The organism is Candidatus Uabimicrobium helgolandensis (genome assembly GCF_041508025.1).
GTDB classification, from domain to species: Bacteria; Planctomycetota; Uabimicrobiia; order Uabimicrobiales; family Uabimicrobiaceae; genus Uabimicrobium; species Uabimicrobium helgolandensis.
The window spans coordinates 8,126,333-8,145,826 of record NZ_CP165719.1; the positions used below are offsets into that span (position 1 = coordinate 8,126,333).

14 protein-coding genes are annotated in these 19,494 nt (G+C 33.5%); 7 read left to right on the top strand and 7 right to left on the bottom strand.

Going from position 1 to position 19,494, the window contains the following annotated elements; all coding sequences use genetic code 11:
* Window position 1 precedes the first annotated feature (1 nt).
* Together UABHE_RS29930 and UABHE_RS29935 are read right to left on the bottom strand one after the other, a co-directional pair.
* Complete coding sequence (locus UABHE_RS29930; RefSeq protein WP_372367052.1) at window positions 2-697, bottom strand: hypothetical protein; 696 nt, start codon at window positions 695-697, stop codon at window positions 2-4.
* A gap of 52 nt (window positions 698-749) precedes the next feature.
* A complete protein-coding gene (locus UABHE_RS29935; protein WP_372367053.1) occupies window positions 750-1,247 on the bottom strand; it encodes an RNA polymerase sigma factor in 498 nt (165 codons plus the stop codon).
* Window positions 1,248-2,127: 880 nt separating this feature from the next.
* On the opposite strand from UABHE_RS29935, the gene UABHE_RS29940 reads away from it, so the two are divergent.
* The 5 genes from UABHE_RS29940 (at window position 2,128) to UABHE_RS29960 (ending at window position 11,208) form a co-directional block, all read left to right on the top strand.
* On the top strand, window positions 2,128-3,111 hold the full coding sequence (locus UABHE_RS29940; protein ID WP_372367054.1) for a hypothetical protein: 984 nt from the start codon (window positions 2,128-2,130) through the stop codon (window positions 3,109-3,111).
* A gap of 137 nt (window positions 3,112-3,248) precedes the next feature.
* Window positions 3,249-7,337 carry a protein kinase gene (locus UABHE_RS29945; protein ID WP_372367056.1) on the top strand — a complete coding sequence of 1,363 codons (4,089 nt, stop codon included), beginning with the start codon at window positions 3,249-3,251 and terminating at the stop codon, window positions 7,335-7,337.
* Between the two features lie 420 nt (window positions 7,338-7,757).
* Window positions 7,758-9,689: a WD40 repeat domain-containing protein gene (locus tag UABHE_RS29950; RefSeq protein WP_372367058.1), complete on the top strand. Its 1,932-nt coding sequence runs from the start codon at window positions 7,758-7,760 to the stop codon at window positions 9,687-9,689.
* Window positions 9,690-9,847: 158 nt separating this feature from the next.
* The gene (locus tag UABHE_RS29955; RefSeq protein ID WP_372367059.1) at window positions 9,848-10,969 is read left to right on the top strand and encodes an efflux RND transporter periplasmic adaptor subunit; all 1,122 of its coding nucleotides are present in this window, start codon (window positions 9,848-9,850) and stop codon (window positions 10,967-10,969) included.
* A 113-nt stretch (window positions 10,970-11,082) separates the two neighbouring features.
* A complete protein-coding gene (locus tag UABHE_RS29960) occupies window positions 11,083-11,208 on the top strand; it encodes a hypothetical protein (RefSeq protein ID WP_372367060.1) in 126 nt (41 codons plus the stop codon).
* Between the two features lie 386 nt (window positions 11,209-11,594).
* Here the strand turns inward: UABHE_RS29960 and UABHE_RS29965 are convergent, their stop codons facing one another.
* On the bottom strand, window positions 11,595-12,920 hold the full coding sequence (locus tag UABHE_RS29965; protein ID WP_372367061.1) for a cytochrome P450: 1,326 nt from the start codon (window positions 12,918-12,920) through the stop codon (window positions 11,595-11,597).
* A 249-nt stretch (window positions 12,921-13,169) separates the two neighbouring features.
* On the opposite strand from UABHE_RS29965, the gene UABHE_RS29970 reads away from it, so the two are divergent.
* Window positions 13,170-13,493, top strand: coding sequence for a hypothetical protein (locus tag UABHE_RS29970; protein WP_372367062.1), 324 nt, complete (start codon window positions 13,170-13,172; stop codon window positions 13,491-13,493).
* 27 nt (window positions 13,494-13,520) lie between these two features.
* Window positions 13,521-13,910 (top strand): VOC family protein, encoded by a 390-nt coding sequence (locus tag UABHE_RS29975; protein WP_372367063.1) that lies wholly within the window; start codon window positions 13,521-13,523, stop codon window positions 13,908-13,910.
* Window positions 13,911-14,319: 409 nt separating this feature from the next.
* On the opposite strand, the gene dinB is transcribed toward UABHE_RS29975, so the two are convergent.
* The 4 genes from dinB to UABHE_RS29995 form a co-directional block, all read right to left on the bottom strand.
* Window positions 14,320-15,378, bottom strand: coding sequence for a DNA polymerase IV (gene dinB / locus UABHE_RS29980; protein WP_372367065.1), 1,059 nt, complete (start codon window positions 15,376-15,378; stop codon window positions 14,320-14,322).
* 19 nt (window positions 15,379-15,397) lie between these two features.
* The gene (locus UABHE_RS29985) at window positions 15,398-15,949 is read right to left on the bottom strand and encodes a hypothetical protein (RefSeq protein WP_372367066.1); all 552 of its coding nucleotides are present in this window, start codon (window positions 15,947-15,949) and stop codon (window positions 15,398-15,400) included.
* Between the two features lie 303 nt (window positions 15,950-16,252).
* On the bottom strand, window positions 16,253-17,359 hold the full coding sequence (locus UABHE_RS29990; protein WP_372367067.1) for a serine/threonine-protein kinase: 1,107 nt from the start codon (window positions 17,357-17,359) through the stop codon (window positions 16,253-16,255).
* A gap of 505 nt (window positions 17,360-17,864) precedes the next feature.
* Entirely contained in the window at window positions 17,865-19,358 is a 1,494-nt protein-coding gene (locus UABHE_RS29995) for an aldehyde dehydrogenase family protein (protein ID WP_372367068.1), read from the bottom strand.
* Window positions 19,359-19,494: the final 136 nt, after the last annotated feature.

Sequence of the window (19,494 nt, forward strand, 5' to 3'; positions counted from 1 at the left end):
CCTAATAAGAAATCAAAATAGTATCGTTCTGTAAAATTTTTTCACATTTGTTAATCAACTCGATACTCGCGCGACGAACATTTTTATTTGTAGTACGTCTCTGTATTTTTTGGGCTAACAAATAAATAGAAGAAGCATAATTAGTAAAATCTAGTTGCTGTAATCGCTTTACGCAATCCTCGTCATTCCCTTGATAAGAAAAAGCAATAAATGCTTGCTGATAGTAAACTAAGTCGCGTAAATCTTCATCATTTGTCATTTTCTCAATTTTTTGAAATAAACGAAGTGCTTTTTGCCAATTACCTTTTTCTTGTGCACTAAAAGCAAGTTCTAATAAATAATCACTGTTTTGCAATGAAAATGCTTGTAGTTGCGTTTGTAATTGCTCATTATGCTTTTTCAAATTCTGTATACGAGATTCAACAAAGTACATCCACACCACAACAAAAAAAACTGCGGCAGCAATATAATAATTTTTGTAGGGAAATAAAGAGCGAGTAGAAAGTTTTTGCTGCACATCAGACCACATACTTTTTTCTAAAATAGATTCTGGCGCTGCATCCATACTATCCATAAAAATTTTAAATTCCCATTGTGGATTCTGCTCTAAATAGCTTGCTAGTTTTCTAGTTTCATTTTCGGCAAGCAAACCATCTTTCCACAGACAGTACTGTTTTTGCCAATATTCATCATCCATAAAGAATCCTTTCTCCTATAATCTAAGAGCTAAGTACTTTAAGCCAGTGCACTTATTTCCACATCTTTAAAATTTTTGCCATCTTACTTCTAGCCTGAAAAAGGCGCCAACACACGGTTCCGCGCGGGCAATTATGCATATCGGCAATCTCATCAACAGAAATGCGGTTAAATACTGACAACACAAAAGTAGCTCGCTCTTTTGAGGAAAGATACATAAGAGCTTCAGAAACAGCCGCCCAAAATTCTTTTTTCTCTAATTCTTTACTTGGGTCTTGTAAGTGCCCAAGACTTAGAGGCAATGGCTGTAAACTTTGCCGCTTCTTTTGTTTTAAAAAATCGTAAACTTCATTTAACAAAATACGATAAAGCCAAGTAGAAAACTTATATTGTTTTTTGTATGTTTTTAGCGCAAAAAAAGTTTTTTCAAAAACAATAATAACTACTTCGCGAGCATCTACTTCATTATTGAGCATGCGCACAGCAACAGTGAACAAGCGCTTTTCATAGCGTTCTACTAAATTTTCAAACGCGTTAATGTCACCTTTCAAGCACTGTTTGATGTAGAATTGATCTTCTTTCAGTTTTATCTCCTAGTGCATGTAAATATTTGCAAAAATCATACAGTTGAGAGTATCGTTTAGGTTATACTGAAAGAAAGACATTTTGATTGGATTTTTTTTCGGAAATGTTATCAATTTGATTTTAAGTGACCTGCCAAAAGTATTTACCCATTGGCATTTTGTTCTTTAATTTTCTAGCTTTGTTGCTCCTCAGTTACACAGCTACAGCTGTGCGCCCTCGTCGCGCCGTGCTATAAAAATAAAGACTTGCATTCAATGGGTAACTACTTTTATCAAATCACTTATCTTACAAATTCATATCAGAATCGCAGTCGCAACGCGTTTACATTTTAACTCTAATCTATTACTATTTTTTAAGTGTTTATGTTATTTTCTTTTAAAACTTTATAACAATATCTTAAGAGAATAGTTTTTTATTTTCTAGAATCTAACACAAAGTTGATGTAAAACAGAAATATATTCTTGTAAGTGAGTCGCAAAAAGTTTTTGAGCACGTTTCAAGTCATCGTAGAATCTGAGTGTCAGAGCAAGGACAGCCTGAGAAGCACATAACTGTAGCTATGTAACCGGCTCAACGCCGCTATGACACTCAAAGGTAAGCTGGGTGAAAAATTTGGGCATTTTAGCTTCTAATAAGGCATTTTTTTAGCGTAAAGTAGTAATTTTATAATAAAAAAATAACGAAATTAGAAGTGAAAAGGAACAATTTCGCGCCTTAAAATAATTTTATAACAGGCTCTAATAAGTACTTTTCTATTTATAGTTATTGAAGACGCTATTACTGTTTGTATCTAAATCTTTGCTTCCTACAGCAATAGCATCTATATCCTATTTGGATGGTAAGAACATGTGGAAAACGACATCTTGGTCTGAAATTTTAAAAATACAAAAAAACGATACTGAAATCAAAAATATTTGCGAAAGTTATTGGGGATCAGTCTATGCATTTTTGAGATATAAAGGTTATTCAGTTGAAGATGCTCAAGATTATGCGCAATCCTTTTTTATCAAATTTTTAGAAAATAAGTGGATTCTTCTTGCGAACCGCGAAAAAGGAAAATTTCGAACGCTTTTATTAACCTTGCTAACTCGTTTTGTAAAAGATCAGAACATGTTAAGTCAAAAGCAGTTTGAAAAAAAAATTATTCATCCCGACATTTCCATCATACATACATTTAATTTAGAAGACAACAATACTCCAGAAAAGAGTTTTCACCGTAATTGGGCTTATTCCTTAATTGAAATTGTTCTACTACAATTCAAAAAACAGACAAAAGCTGAAAATAACATTATTGAATATATCGTTCTATGGTTATATTTTTTTAGTGATAGCTTGCAACTACAAATGGGAGATATTATTTATCCCAATGAGTTTATGAGAAAGCTTTGCAATAAGTCTAATAGCTTTACCTATACTTTAGTACAGCAATTCTCTCCAAAAATTGTCAAATTATTAGAGAACCATAGCATTGAACAATATGCTTCTTCTCAACTACAAAAAATGGTCATTCACGAAATAAATACCATCTTCAAAACACCTATTTACAGAAAAATACAACACATAGAATTCTTGTCAACCAACCATTCTAAAAATAATCGCCATGCACTAGAACATTTTTTTAACCACGAAATAATAAAATCTATCAACAGCGAAGAGCAAATTTCGTTTAATCAAATTGCCCACCATCTTAATACTAGCAAAAGCACAATCAACAGAATAATGAAAAAAGCTAAAGAACGTTATCGCCATCTTTTGCTAATGGAGGTAAGACGTTACACCGAAGACGATAAAATAGAGAATGAGATTTCTGAACTATTAAAAATGTTGTAACAACAATCTGACTGTAGAATATTATGGGATATAATATATTTGTTACAAACACTAACTCTTAAGAGTACTAATAAATCTAGCTTATAAAACCATTATCTCAGTCTTATCATCAAAAATGTTAGTAGGTTGTGAGTTTCATGAAAAAGCATAAAAGAGCAGCGAAAATACTAGAATTTGTGTTGGATGATCTTTATCAAAATAAAATAGAAAACAAAAGCACAAACGCAGATAGAAAACTTGTTGCTAAAAGTAAGTTTGGTAAATACACAATTTTAGAAAAAATCGGCGATGGGGGTATGGGAATTGTCTATAAAGCGCAAGAAGATCTGTTAAATAGAATTGTAGCGATTAAAACCATTCGTAGCGATAAACTGGCCAATAATCCCAGGAAAATATCTCGATTTCGTGTTGAGATGGAACTCTCTGCAAAATTGAACCACGTTAATATTGTAAAAGTATATACTGCTGGAGTTCAAGAAAATACCTTATTTCTAGCGATGGAGTACCTTCAAGGAACAAACCTAAGAAACTATTTAAACAAAAACAAAATATCCTTCAACGAAAAACTCTCTCTATTTATTCAAATGGTAGAAGCGATAAACCATGCTCACAAGCATAAAATTGTCCACCGCGATATAAAACCTGAAAACATAATGGTTACGAATGAGCAGCGTATAGTAGTAATGGACTTTGGTATTGCCAAAGCAGTAGATAAAAATTATAAACTAACGCAAACAGGAGAAATTATAGGTACTTGGACCTACATGGCTCCAGAACAAATAAATCCTAAACTAGGAAAAATAGACGCTCGTTCAGATATTTATGCTTTAGGTGCTATTCTCTACGAAATTTTTGCAGACAAACCAATGGCTAATGTTGAAAATTTTTTTGAAGTTTCTCTACAAGAAGAAACAAGTATACCGCAAAATTTAAAATCTGTATGGCATAAATGTATTGTAAGAGATAAAAATAAACGCTATAAAAATGCTAAAATTCTACTTAGAGATCTACAAAAAATTAAACGTAAAAAAAAGATCCAAGAGAAAAAATTTTTTTCAATAAAAACGATATTATCCTTCAGTATAGCGATATATTTCAGCTTTCTATTTTATAATAATATTTCCTTCTCTCCAAATATTCTTAACATGAAAATTAGCGTAAAAGAACATCTAAAATACGCTTTTGCTCTAAACAAACAAGGAAAATATGAGTCAGAGCTAAAACAATTGATGTTAATTTTAAAATATAAATTTATTGACAAAAATCTTGAAAAAGAAACTATGCGCAGAACCATTGTTTTATGTTGTAAGCTAAAAAAATACAATCATGCTATTAAGCATTTTGCACAATGTCAAAAAACACAGCGTATCAAAATTTTTCCAACAATAATCGAAGCTTTTTATTACAAAAAACTTTTTTCTGACATCAAAAAAATTCACCTGCAAACACAAAACTATAACTACAAACCTTCTCAGAGATTTCGTATTGATTATTATCTAGGAAAAATGCAATACGATAACAATAGTTATGACCTAGCATTTAATCATTTTCAAAAGGCAAAAACCTCGGTAGTAAAAGAAAAACATCTTGAATTAGCAATTCTAAATGCTCATTTGGGACAAACTTTGTATCACATGAACGACCCTAAACAAGCTCTTTTATATCTAAAATCATCTCTAAAAAACGCACCTGCTTTTGCAAAGACCTATCTATATATAACCAAATGCTACTTACAAAATATGTCGAAAAAACAAATATTACAAGCATTGCCATATTTAAAAAAATATCTAATACGAACTCCTCGCGATGATAAAGCTTGGGTTCTGTTAGGAAAGTGCTATCTCGTTTTACTAGATTTCCAACAAGCAATAGTGTCTTTTAATAAAGCACTAGCAATCAACCCCACAAACTTTGAGGCTTCTCAATATCTCGCGAAAAACTACTTAACTGTAACAGATTTCCCGGAACTCTGTGAGAATATAGTTGTTAGTCATATCCTACATGTACAAATGCAGCGTGCGCCTAACAATTTCCACAAAACTTTCAACAAGATTTATAGATACTATCAACAAAATTATTATGAAGTAATGAGCTTAAAGAATAAAAATAAATTTCTAAAAAAAGAATTTCAAAAACAAATAATCGATAATTACAAGGATAAAGGAACCATAGAACAAAAATTACTACAGCAAAGATATTCACCGAATATAGAAGTCATGATACAAAAAATACAAAATAATAGTTCTGAGATATTACAAAAAAAATTACAAAAAATACGAGACAAAATCATTAACCTAAAAAAGCAAGAGCAAAAATTTGTTTTGTACTACTCTTTAGCAGCATGCATATTATACGATGATTATAAAATAATTGAACTTATACCAAACCAGGATATCTACAAGCTTTTAAACGATAGCCAAGAAAGTTTAGAGATTCGTTATCTATCTGCCAAAATAATACTATCCAGAGATATTAGGTTTTTAGAGAATGGCTATAAAGCAAAAAAGCGAATAATGCTCTCAGCATTATGTCAAATAGTTTTACACGAAGCAGGCTTTTACAAGAATGAAGATAAAATTCTAAAAAAAGCATACAGCCACAATAGAAACCTTTTTTGGCGTACTTTAGTTATTAGTGCGCTATCAGATAAAAAGTACTTACTTGAATTAATGGAGAATAAAAACAAACAGATTAGGTTTTATAGCGCCGTTAGAATAGTTGTTTTATCAAAAATACAAGAAAAGATAAGCCATCGAGCCAGAGAAACGCTGCGGCAATTTTTATCACATACAAACCAACACATAAAACTTATAGCTCATTACCACTTTTGGAAAAAGAAAAAGTATAGCAAACAAGAGATAGCGCTATTCTTCAAGTTTTTACAACAGTCGGATAACAATTTAAAGAGATGTTTGTTACTTCATTTATTAAACATAAATATTGCTGATCATTTTGAAAAAATAGCAGAGATTGCACAATCAAAAATTCCAAACATTTCTATCACAGCGATAATGGTAATGGCATATTGGCAGCCTTTTCACCCCAAAATGAGCGAGATCATTCGCAATGAGTTAATACCTTCTCTAATCCGTATGATTACAATGCGCGTAGTTTTCTTTTCAGCAAAATATGGCCCCAAAAAAAATGAGCAGTTGATAGCAAAAAAGCTCTCCAATCTTGGACATTGGTTAGAAACAATAGAAAAGAATGACCAAACCGACAAATTCACAAGAATGTTTGCTTATTACACATTCCTTAAAACCTTAAAAATTGGTTTTTTCTATCTTGAAAAAGAAAACGATTCGGATATACAAAAAACCATTTTCTTTACACTTTTACAGAAGAGATTTTCTAATATAAACAATACTATGTTAAAGTATTTTAACCATAAACAGCTCAAAATAAGAAAAGCCTCTTATCTTGTATATAGTTACCTTGCAAGTCGTAATGAAAAAGAAATAATATTACAAGAAACTCATACCCCCTTACAACGCGAAGCTATTGCCAGAGGCTTATTTTTATATCTACGAAACACAATGAAACCCGTTCAAAACGACTCTTTTCGCAAGCAATTTATCGAATTTGAAATCAATTTTAAATGGCAACAAGAATTTACTAGTGATTATTTCTTAGAGCTTATTTCACAATCTATAACTTTGAATCCTCAGGCTGAATACTACTATATGCGAGCAGCCATCTACAAAATGCGAAAACAATATACACAAGCAGCAAAAGATTTGGAATTAGCTTTAAATCAAAAAAATTCTTTATTGCCACAGTATACTTGTTTAGTAGAATTGTTACATATTCTGTGGATTCAAGGAAATAAAACAAAAATTCAACAGCTTTTGACAAAATATCCGCTTATTTGTACAGGAAAAAATTTAATAACTCTATGGCGCATGCGAGATAGACTCATAGTAATGAGCAACATTCCTGAAATCCAACAAGTTTTTGTACAATTCTGCAAACACAGTCAATTACAAACTATTGACTTAGAAAAAATAAACCCTCTATCTCCAAAAAATACTATTTCATCCATCAGCAAAGAAGCATATTTTGAAATAGCAAGGATGTTTGCTAGAATAAACGACAAATCATCTACTATTAGATACTTAAAATACTGCAATAGCTATTTTCAACTTACGCAACAAAAAATCCTTTCTTACCCTGTTTTTCATATTATTAAAACAAATAAATGGTTACTGCAACTCCCAAAAAAATAGAATATCTAGGTTTTATTTAGGGTACCGGACTACCGGACTACCGGACTACCTTATTTAGAACTAATATATTCCTCTTCAAGAGAGAAATTCACCTTCATACCCATTATAGTTCGTTAACCTTCAAAAAGTTTTCAAGTTATTTATGCTCAATTCTATTAACAAAAATCGCGATCAAAACGGTACGTCGCGTTCATCATCTAATTTTATCTTAAAATCGACAAAAAAATTTTATGCGGCACAATATCATCAATTCTCCCAATATAAAAGAAACAACAAATTGTCAGAACAAAATAGTGATAAAGCAAGTAAGAGTTTACCTATTATCGACATGTTCTAGGAACATTCTCTTATTATTTCCTCTTTTACTTTGCAATTCTATTTGTTGTATCTCATGTTTATTTCTAAATAATGGAGTTTTCGATGAAAAATTTTCTATTAGCTTTAGTCTTTTTGATTGCAGTTATCAACGCTCATGCCCAATCACCTAAAAAGTTTTTTAAAAAATTCAAACAGAAACAAAGTTTCAAACAAAACGACGCTGCTTTTGTCTCTGCCTGCGCCATTGCACCCGACAACTCGTTCGCTGTTTCAGCTGCAGGTGGTTCAGGTAAAATAACTGTCTGGAATTTAGAAAGTGGCGTAGATATCAAAACATTTGAATCTGGTACTTGGGTTCGAGAAATGCGTTTTTTACCAAACGGATTACTCGTAAGCATAAACGATAGAGGGCGTACAGAAATTTGGAATATTCAAGATGGGGAACGAGATTTTACCCTAAAAAAAATGGATATACACACTGGGAAGCTTCTTTCATTAGCATTATCAGCAGATGGTAAAATGGCAGCTGTTGGTACAGAACAATCGCAGATTATTATATGGAACACAGAAAGAGCAGAGGAAATTGATTTTTTTGAAGAAGAAAGTCGTTCAAAAATAAAAGGTGTTGCATTTTCTCCTGACGGAAAATACTTAGCTTCTTCTTGGGATAATGGCAAAGCAGTTATCTGGGATATAGAAGAAGGGGAAATCACTAAGATTTTAGTGCAAGATTTGCGTTACGCTAGTCAAATGAAATATTCGCCTGACGGCAAAAAGCTCGCAATGGTATATAGACAAGATAATGGTACCAATGGTATACGCATTTGGAATACCGAAAATTACGAAGTGGTCCGCGATCTTCTTGGGCACGAAGGATATATTAACGGCATTTGTTTTAGTCCAGATAACAAAGTGCTACTTTCTGGAGGAGAAGACAAAACAGCTCGTATATGGCAAGTTTCGAATGGACGAAGATTAGTAACACTCAAAGGACATGAAAGCGGGATAAAAGCCGTAGATTTTTCTGCTGATGGACAACTTGTCGTTACTTCTTCTAGTGACTACACTACGCGCATTTGGGGTAAAAATTATCAAGTAAAAGAGTTTAATAAATCTTCTGCGAAAAAAATATTTAAAGCCGAACCAACTTATACAAGGAAACATTCTGGTTATGTAAATGCCGTTGACTTTTCAAATGATAATAAGTATCTAGTAACAGGATCAAGTTACAATGACTTAAAATTATGGAAGGCAGCAACAGGTAAAGAAATTCTATCTGTTAAAGCAGAAAATAAAATTATTGACTTAGTATTTCATCCTGATCCAGAAGAAATGTCAGTGATTGCAATTGATGATGATCCATCATTATGCTTATGGGACATGGAAGAAGGTGAAGTTGTTATGAGACTTAAGCCTAAATCTCACCCTTCAACACTGTACGATGTTAGCGTTTACGGAACTCAAGCAGCAGTGTCAAATAGATATGGAGTAAACGTCTGGGACCTAGAAGAAGGTAAACAAATTCATGAAATCAAGCTTAAAGATGCCGTGAACGGTGTTTGCTATTCTCCTGACGGAAAATTTTTAGGTATCGCAGGTGGAAAATATAAACTTTGCGTATTAAAAGCAGAAAACGGCGAAGTAAAACGTAAATTAGATATAAAAAATATAAATTATGGTAGAAAAGCTGCCTTTTCTCATGACGGAAACCTTTTGGCAACAGCACATCGTTCAGACGGCGGAGATCATTGTATAACTCTCTGGAATACGAAAAACTGGGAAGCAAAAATGCATCTATTAAACCATAGAGCTAATATTAATTCTTTGTATTTTAGCCACGATAATAAAATGCTTGTCTCTGGCGCTAACGATGGGGAAGCTATTATCTGGGACACAACAACAGGTCGAAGATTGCAAACCTTTTCATTCAACGATCAATATGTAATGAGTGTAGCTTTATCTAAAGACGGTAAATTGGCAATAGGCTGTTCTGATTACTTTGTAAAAGTGTGGGTCCCTCAGCAACAAAAATAGTATGGCACTCTTAATTTTCTAAAGCAGAGTAAGTTTACTCTGCTTTTTTGCCTAAAAAAGTAAAACTAAGACAAAAGAAGATAATTCGAATAACGACTATTATTAGTAATCAATGAGATAACAAGAGATATAGAAAACATATTTATTAGGAGCTATTAATGAAATATTTTTTACTATTGGTAACAGTTCTAATATCTACTCACTTATTTTCGCAAAGACCACAGACACATTTCCCCAAGTATCAAAATTTCGATGAGTTTGTTATAGGTCAAGGCCATCTTAAAAGTAGTTCGTATGCTACTATTTCTTCTGAACAAAACGGAATAATTCTCAAATATAAAGCAAATGGATCTAAAGTGATACAAGGTGAATCAATCATTTTTTTCAAGAATAACATTATTGTTTTACAATTACAGAAAAAACAAATAGCACTAAAATCTTCATTAAAAAAGTTAGAACACCATCAACTTTTAAAAGAAATTTTAGAAAAACAACAACAAACTATACGAGAAGAAATAATTTTAGCTTCCCAAGCTAGGACCTCAAAATCACAAAAAAACAACAAACATAGAGATGTTACATGGAATTTATCTCAACTCAAATCAAGAGAACAAATACTTCAAGAAAAAATGCACATTACAAACGCAGTAATAGTTGAACAAAAATTGGAGATAGAAAAAAATACTCTTGCGGTAAAAGAATGGAAAATCAAACAATCACAATACCAAATTACTGCACCAATTTCTGGAATCCTATCCTACGATATTCATATTAACAGAGGAGTTTCTGTCGAAAAAAACGACCAATTAGCAACGATATTGCAATCGAAAAAACTACAAGCTATATGTTTTGTACCCAGTAAAGCACTTAGAGTTATTAAGTTGGGTAGTAATATAAAAATAGATACTTCTCTTTACGAAGATAGATTATATCCTGCCGTAATAGATTATATTGGTTCTAAAAAGAGCAATAGAGGATTTAAAGTAGTGGCTTCCTTAAAAAACACTGAAGTTTTTTGGAGAGATGGAATTGAAATAAAAGTTAAAATAATTTTAGCAAAAGCCAAGTATTTAACAATCCCTAAAAGTGCTATTGTATATGATTTAGAAGGCAACCCTTTTGTTTACATTCAATCTCGTAATCGTAATCATATTCGGAAATCAGAAATATTGCAACTTGGTCCTACAAAGGCACAGTTGGTTAGTGTAAAAAGAGGATTACAGCGTGAAGATTCCGTAGTTATCAATCCGCAAAATATACAAATAGACAACCAAGACTAAAACGAATATAAAGGTTTGCAAACACATTAAAAACCATCATACGGTAGTATAAACTAATTTTATTTTGGTCTCTACGCACTCCAAAATAATTTTGATAATGCGTAGGAATAATTTTGGCAGCCCAAAGTTTTATTGTAGGTCACGATAATGCAAATAAACCTCTATATGATATCAAAAAAATTGATACTAATAAAAAAAGTGAAGAAATAATTCAAAGTTTTGATGATTTTAGCTCCTGAACGAATTTTTGTTGCACAAAGAATTATTTATCATTTATCATTGATCATGCGTTTATTCAAGTGTTTGATTTAAATGATTCATTTACTTATCCTTTTAAATTAATAAGCACTTTAGGAGAGTTATTTATAGGAAAATCGTTATTTATAGATCAAGATGAAATCTTTGTTGAGTCTTATAAGGGGATTTATGTATTTGACAACAAATCAGGAATTGATTTACCAAAGAGACAAATTTTTGGAGTTGCCTTCCTTCCGAAAATTTATTTCTTGGATTAGGGAACTATTAATAACTTTTTCCTTCCAAATACTTTTATCTTCTTTTATTTTCTCTGTCAAAAACATTCACTAATCAATATTTACAATACTTCAAATCACTACTGGTTCATTTATAAATGCTGCACAATAATTTTTAAATCTCCGGGTGTAATAACCACTGAACGACGTTTCATCTTTAATTTGCGATTGCAAACTTTGAATGAAAATCTTTTTAAAATAGTAGCAAGTACTAACTTCATTTCATATGTAGCGAATGCCGCACCTATACATTTACGCACACCACCACCAAACGGTAAAAACTCGTATGGCGAATATTTTCGTTCAATAAATCTTTCTGGACGAAAAATTTGTGGCTCAGGGTATAAATCTTCGCGTTGGTGAGTGAGAAAAATACATGGAGCGATCAAGGTATGCTTTGGTAGGTGATAATCACCAATAGTATAATCTTTTTGTAATCTACGCGCGACAATAGGGATAATAGGATTTAGGCGTAAACTTTCCTTACAAACTGCATCGAGATAGGGAAGCTTTGAAATTGTTTTTGCATTCCACTCTTCCACATTATTAAGTTCTTTCATTAATTCTTCGTAAGCACGAGGGGTTTGATCTAACCAGTATAAAGCCCACGCTAGTGCAGTTGCTGTTGTCTCATGTCCGGCTAACAAAGAAGTGAGCAACTGATCGCGAATTTCCTCTGGCTGCATTTTTTTCCCATCTTCATACTCTGCATTTATCAACAAACTAAGTATATCCTGTCCGGACTCTGTTTTGTGTTCTTTCAATTCGTCGTATATAAGTTTATTTACCTTACGCAAGTCACGTTGAAAACGTCCCCAATTATTCAAACGCCCAAAATCTTTTTGCAAAAACGGTATAAATAAAACCATTGATTTAAGACCATCAACGCGTCCAAGTAAAGAAACTATAGTTTCTCTATACTCAATAAATTTTTTCTGGTCCTCTATCCCAAAAACAAGGCGCAAAATAACCTCTAAAGATATCTCTTGAAGAAAGTCATTTATAGCAAAAGATTTTCCAACAGGCCATTTTTCCATAATTTGCTGGGTAATATCTTGGATAAATTGTCCATAATAACGCATTCTTTCTCCATTAAAAGGAGGAAGTAACAATCGACGTTCTCGCAAGTGTCGTTTTCCATCAATTACTAATAAAGAGTTATCTCCGAGAAATGGTTTTAATATATCATTTCCTTCGCCTGCAAACAAAACACTTGTGTCTCCTGTAAAAATCTCGCGAATGGTTTTAGGATCGCTAAACATCGCAACTTTTCCAAATCCGAGAAAATGTAAACCAATAGGACTTGGAAAATGTTTAGCGCAGTTTGTAAGAAACGGATATACGCGAAAAAGCCAATTAAGACTTTGTATAGTAGCAGGCATTTTAGGCCCTTTGGGAAAATTGAGTTGCTCTGACATAATATTTTTCCTTATAAGTTACTCTAAAGAAGCCCAAGGACTTGACAAAATAGTTACTCAATCGGATACAGGAATTTTGAGGTAACCGAAAAGAACTACTAACAAAGGTCCTAGAGAGTTATAATAGTGCCCAATTTTGTTTATCAATAGAGATTTAAGTTGGAAGTGTAACCAGGATGTATCGACATTTCCAACTTTTTTTGGATGAAAAACAACATTCTTTAACAATTCTAATAAAAGAGTTGAACAATGCCAAAAAAAATACCAAAGAGTAGTTGGGTAAAACAAGCTAAAGAGCAAATTATCCTAGGAAAAACAGTGCAAGTACGTCCACTTGGTGGTTCTATGCGCGGACGCATTGAAAGTGGACAACTTGTAACACTACAACCAACAACTTTTGAACATGTGAAGGTAGGCGACATAGTCTTCATAAAATGGAAAAACAATTATCTACTTCACTTGATAAAAGAAATAAAAGATAAAAGAGTGCTTATCGGCAACAATCTCGGTAAAATAAACGGCTGGATATCTGCGAAAGATATCCTAGCAAAAGTAACCTGCATTGAAGATTAGAAACATTACTTTTACAAGGAGTTAAAAATGATTGGTTATGTTACTTTAGGTACCAATGATATGGAAAAAGCGGCTAAATTTTACGATCAACTACTTTCAGAAGTAGGGGCAAAACGCTTTATGGAAATGGAAACTTTTATTGCTTGGGCAATATCCCCTGGACAACCAGGTCTAAGTATCGCCAAACCATACGATCAAAATGCCGCAACAGTGGGAAATGGCACTATGGTTGCCCTACAAGCTAAATCAAAAGAAGAAGTTGACAAAATATATAACAAAGCAATTGAATTAGGAGCAACAGACGAAGGTAAACCAGGGCCACGCGGCGGAGATAACTTTTATGCCGGATACTTTCGCGATCTCGATGGCAATAAACTTAACGCCTTCTTCTATCAATTCGATAGCACTAAAGAATAACAGTCATTCTACATAACACAATAACAATTGTCATTCATCTTCTAAAGTCGTATAAAATAACCTCCTTTTCCTTAAAGGAAGTATGAGGTACTATTTGCTACTTTAGATTTTTCAATTTTTAAAAGAATGGTGGCTTGTTATCGCAATTATTTAATAATACAAGTCACCTTTTTAAGGTCAACAGAGAACAAGCAAGGTTGATATATTTCTCAAACAACATCAATCATTAAAAAAGAATCAACAATATCCGTTATAAATTCCAAACCAATATTTGTGTAGCTACTCCGAAATTAAACGAATCTAAACCACTTTTTTCTTTATTTGTCGTAAAAGTTGACTATTGTCGTTTTTGCTGTTTTTATAAGCACTATATATCATTTGAAGCCAACGAGTTTAAAAACATACTAAACTAAAAATCGAAATGTAATTGCTGTGAAACGTCGTTTTCAAAACCAGAAACAGACACTCCAGCTAAGCGAATGGGAGTCACCCCAACTTCTGTTTGCTTAATAAGTGAACAAATATTTTCGTATAACTCGTACGAAGAAAGAAAATAACCATTTTTAGTAAAGCGACGCGTCACAGTCTGAAAAGTATGGTATTTAATTTTCAAAGTAATAGTACGGGCACGCAAATTTTGTTCATTAATTGCTTGGAATACTCCATCACAACATTTCTTCAAATAAATAAGAGCCTCTTCAACATCAACGATATCATTTTCAAAAGTATTTTCGCGGCCGTAAGATTTACGAATACGCTGCGAAACAACCTCTCGTTCGTCTATTCCGCGAGCGATATTATATAAATGCACACCAAATTTACCAAAATTATCAATTAAAAATGTTAAGCTTTTTAGAGATAAATTAGCAATTGTTTTTATTTGTAAACGTTGTAATTTTTCATAAGTAACTTTGCCAACTCCTGGAATTTTTCTAACAGAAAGTGGATGAATAAAAGCCAGTATATTTTGCGGAGAAACAACACATATACCGTCAGGTTTATTGTAATCAGAAGCTATCTTTGCGATAAACTTATTAGATGCTACTCCCGCCGAAGCAGTAAGCTGCGTTTTTTGGAAAATCATACTTTTAATATGTTCAGCAACGCGAGTAGCGCTACTTTCTTGTAGCTTATTTTGTGTTACCTCTAGGTAAGCTTCGTCCAAAGACAAAGGCTCAACAACATCTGTAACAGAATAAAAAATTTCGCGAATTGCGTTAGAAGCATCGCGATATTTTTCCATTTGCGGCTTCACAAAAACACAGTGTGGACAGCGCTTATAAGCCTCCATACATGACATTGCTGAACGAATACCATACTTGCGCGCTTCGTAATTCGCTGTAGCTACAACTCCACGACTATTCGGTTTGCCTCCTACGACAACAGGAGTATATTTTAATCGAGGATTATCGCGAATCTCAATTGCTGCGAAAAACATGTCCATATCAATGTGAATAATTTTTTGCATAATTATTTTATAAAATGATTTACAACATTCGGGAAATGTAGAATACATAACAAGATACATTTTGAAACATTATTCTTATCTCAGAAACAGTGTCAGACTCAAAAACAGTGTCAGACTCAAAAACAGTGTCAGACTCAAAAACAGTGTCAGACTCAAAAACAGTGTCAGACTCAAAAACAGTGTCAGACTCAAAAACAGTGTCAGACTCAAAAACAGTGTCAGACTCAAAAACAGTGTCAGACTCAAAAACAGTGTCAGACTCAAAAACAGTGTCAGACTCAAAAACAGTGTCAGACTCAAAAACAGTGTCAGACTCAAAAACAGTGTCAGACTCAAAAACAGTGTCAGACTCAAAAACAGTGTCAGACTCAAAAACAGTGTCAGACTCAAAAACAGTGTCAGACTCAAAAACAGTGTCAGACTCAAAAACAGTGTCAGACTCAAAAACAGTGTCAGACTCAAAAACAGTGTCAGACTCAAAAACAGTGTCCAACCAACGCCATTTTATTTGCTTACCACAGCGCTCTATCACTTTGAAGCTGAGTTTTATTTTGTTTTTGTCTTTCGTCAACTTTATCGCTTGTCATCAAGCACATAAGTCAGTATTTTTTTCTTTACCTTTGGTGGTTTTTGCAAGGATGAAATGAGAAAAACGTCCATCTCAGAAAAAAACAGACAACAAACCCTTAAGCTATTCATTAATAAACCCTTACGTTGCAAATTTTGTTAATTTGCTACAACTGCGAATAACCAAATATTGTTTAAATATTTTTTCTACCTCTTGTTTCATCTTACATTAATGAAAAACCTTTATTGTAAACAAAAAGAACGCCTTTAAGTTGCGATTCTAGCACCTATAGCACAAGATCTAAATTTAGAGAACTACAAGATCTTTAACTACATCAGAAATCGATTGATATCTTTTATTTCTATTTATCTTCATCATCAAATCAACAACTTGACAGACTTCATTTGAGATATTAGGATTAAGCGTTTGAATGTGCGGTAGAGGTTTTTCTGATATAAAACCTTCTACAACTTGGATTGGATTCGAAAAAAAACCATATAGTGGAGGAATTCCTGTTAGCATATTGTATAGAATAGCACCTAAACTATATATGTTGGCAAGTTCGTCTGGTACTGCTGGTTTTTCTTTTGTAAGGTTCTCTGGTGCTATATAGAATATCGGACTATTATTCATAGATTTATCTGGTCCATATGGTTTTGTTGGAAATCTAGTTATTGTACCTCCTGGATATTCTGGTGTAACGACATGTAAATCGTAAATTTTGATCTGACCACCTTGAGTAATGATGATCTTATTCGTGTTTAAACGTGGATGCTGTATATCGAGAGAGTTGGCATATTCTAAAGCTTGCGCCGCTTGTAATCCAATATTAATGGCTTTTTGTTCGTTATACGCTCCATTGCTTACTAACTCTTCTCTTACAGTTATGCCATCAACGAATTCCATAATATAATACAAACGTCCGCGAAATTTTCCTGCTTTAAAAACAGACACTATATTCGGATGATTTATTTTGAATCCTTGGTTATTTTCTTGTATAAAACTCTCCACATAGGCTGGATTATTTGATGAATCATTACTTAAGATCTTAATTGCAGCATACATATTTCTCTGCCGATTATAACCTTTAAAAATAGCTCCGGTACTTACGTAGCCCAATTGTTCAATGATATCATAGCCATGTATTTGATATCTACTCTTCGACCGTTTGGAATTTTTGTTTTGTGTGGAATTAGACTTTTTTGTAGTAACTACACGGCGTTTTTTCTGATCAATTGTACGATTAAAAATGAGTAAAACAACAACCGTGATAAAAAGAAGAGATAAAGTACCAAGATACAAACTATTCTTTAGCGAACCTTTCGTCTTTATATGGATACAAAACATAACAAAGCTGAAAAGTGCTGCTACTCCAAAAAATATGATGAATGCTATTTTTTGAGATGCAGACATATATACCTCCAAACAAAAACAGTGTCAGACTCAAAAACAGCAAAAACAGTGTCAGACTCACACAATAATCGATGCAACAAAGTACTAGTACCGCTTACTATATTTTTTTATGGTTGAGCGTATCTTTTCTTTTTTAAAGTTAGGTTTAAGCTCTACGATTTTCCTCAAGTCTGCAACCGTTCCTATTAAAACGCAAAAATCTAAAAAGATCTAAGACAATCACCAAACAGTGCTGCGATCGATTACCGCTAGAGAGTTGCACTCTAGAGGACAAGTAAGAGGACAAATTCGTTTAAAAAACTTTACTTTATTTTTAGCAATTCATTTTATCTAAACAACTATGTCTTTTTGTACTAATTTTACTCATTGCAAAATCATTTTACAAAAAGACAATAGTCTATCAACAGCTTATTCTTAAAATATGGTAGAGGATTTTCTATTCTGATGCTATTTTAAAAATTAACAGCGTTCGATGATACAAGACATCGCAAATTTTATTTTGAAACTATATCTGTACACAAACAGATTTTACTTCTGTATATAGCTTAAGAGCCTCTTCTCCCATCTCTCTTCCCCAACCTGATTGCTTATAGCCGCCAAATGGCATAGCGGCGTCAAAAACGTTGTAGCAGTTAACCCACACTGTTCCGGCTTTGATTCTCGCTGCTAAGCGGTGCGCTTTGCTCACGTCTTGTGTCCAAATACCTGCAGCAAGCCCGTAGATGGTGTCGTTAGCAACACTCGTAATTTCTTCCATATCGTCAAAAGGCATTGCCACAACCACTGGACCAAAAATTTCTTCTTGCACTACTTTCATATCTGCTTTGGTTTTGACAAGTACAGTAGGTTCAACAAAGTAACCTTGCTCTCCATGACGCTTACCACCGGCAAGAGCTTCTGCGCCTTCTGATAAACCGGATTTGAGATAACTGCATACTCTATTTAGTTGTTCATCGGAAACTAGTGGCCCCATTTGCGTATCTTGATTCATCCCAGCCCCTAGGCGAATTTTCTTTGCACGAGCTGCTACACCTTCTGCCACTTGTTCAAAAATATCTTTTTCGATATATAAACGTGACCCTGCGCAACAACATTGTCCATGGTTAAAGAATATTGCATTGGCTGCCGCTGAAGTTGCGTATTTTATGTTTGCATCGCCAAAAATAATATTTGGTGATTTACCACCTAGTTCTAGGGTTACTTTTTTCAAATTTCCTTTTGCTGCGTCTATGATTTTTTTGCCTACTTCTGTAGAACCTGTGAACGCAATTTTATCTACATCGGGGTGTGCTGCTAATGGTGCGCCTGCTGCTTCTCCGTAACCTGTTACAATATTAACAACACCCGCAGGGAAACCAGCTTCCACAATAAGCTCACCTAGTCGTAAGGCTGTTAGTGGTGTTTGTTCTGCGGGTTTTAAAACAATTGTACATCCTGTTGCTAGCGCTGGTCCTAATTTCCATGCAGCCATAAGCAGTGGAAAATTCCATGGTATAATTTGTCCTACAACTCCTACTGGTTCGCGTAAAGTATAAGCAAAATGCTTTGATTTCGCAGTATTTGGTGTTGAAATAGGAATTGTACTACCTTCTATTTTTGTCGCCCAACCAGCCATATAACGAAATAGATCTGCTGCAAGCGGAACATCAGCTACTCTAGCAACACTAAACGGTTTACCATTATCAAGTGACTCAAGCTGTGCTAATTCATCTAGATTTTGCTCAATAAGATCTCCTAAGCGCCAAATAAGCTTTCCGCGGTTTGAGGGTGTCATACTGTGCCAGTCATTTCCGGTAAATGCCTTACGTGCTGCACTCACAGCCATATTTATATCTTGCTCATTGCCCGAAGCAACTTGAGCCAAAATTGCTCCTGTTGCCGGATTGTATACAGGAAACGTTTCGCCGGAGGAAGCAGCAACCCACTCGTTATTGATTAGCATCTTCTTTGGTTCTTCAGTAAACGACTGTACTTCTTTTAAAACCTCTACTTGCGACATATTCTTCTCCCAAAGTTAATAATTTCTTACAAAGATTTGTTTTGTAATTTTCTTTTCGGTTCTCTATGATCTGTATTTTACACAAGAAAATATTTGATAGTCAAAATCTAATTTCTATCAGAAATTTCCAAAATAG

Bases quoted from the DNA above. Each gene is read 5' to 3' on its own strand.
- UABHE_RS29975 (WP_372367063.1), top strand. From the start codon at position 13,521: ATGATTGGTTATGTTACTTTAGGTACCAATGATATGGAAAAAGCGGCT.
- dinB (WP_372367065.1), bottom strand. From the start codon at position 15,378: ATGCAAAAAATTATTCACATTGATATGGACATGTTTTTCGCAGCAATT.
- UABHE_RS29955 (WP_372367059.1), top strand. From the start codon at position 9,848: ATGAAATATTTTTTACTATTGGTAACAGTTCTAATATCTACTCACTTA.
- UABHE_RS29965 (WP_372367061.1), bottom strand. From the start codon at position 12,920: ATGTCAGAGCAACTCAATTTTCCCAAAGGGCCTAAAATGCCTGCTACT.
- UABHE_RS29950 (WP_372367058.1), top strand. From the start codon at position 7,758: ATGAAAAATTTTCTATTAGCTTTAGTCTTTTTGATTGCAGTTATCAAC.
- UABHE_RS29940 (WP_372367054.1), top strand. From the start codon at position 2,128: ATGTGGAAAACGACATCTTGGTCTGAAATTTTAAAAATACAAAAAAAC.
- UABHE_RS29990 (WP_372367067.1), bottom strand. From the start codon at position 17,359: ATGTCTGCATCTCAAAAAATAGCATTCATCATATTTTTTGGAGTAGCA.
- UABHE_RS29970 (WP_372367062.1), top strand. From the start codon at position 13,170: ATGCCAAAAAAAATACCAAAGAGTAGTTGGGTAAAACAAGCTAAAGAG.
- UABHE_RS29995 (WP_372367068.1), bottom strand. From the start codon at position 19,358: ATGTCGCAAGTAGAGGTTTTAAAAGAAGTACAGTCGTTTACTGAAGAA.
- UABHE_RS29945 (WP_372367056.1), top strand. From the start codon at position 3,249: ATGAAAAAGCATAAAAGAGCAGCGAAAATACTAGAATTTGTGTTGGAT.
- UABHE_RS29930 (WP_372367052.1), bottom strand. From the start codon at position 697: ATGGATGATGAATATTGGCAAAAACAGTACTGTCTGTGGAAAGATGGT.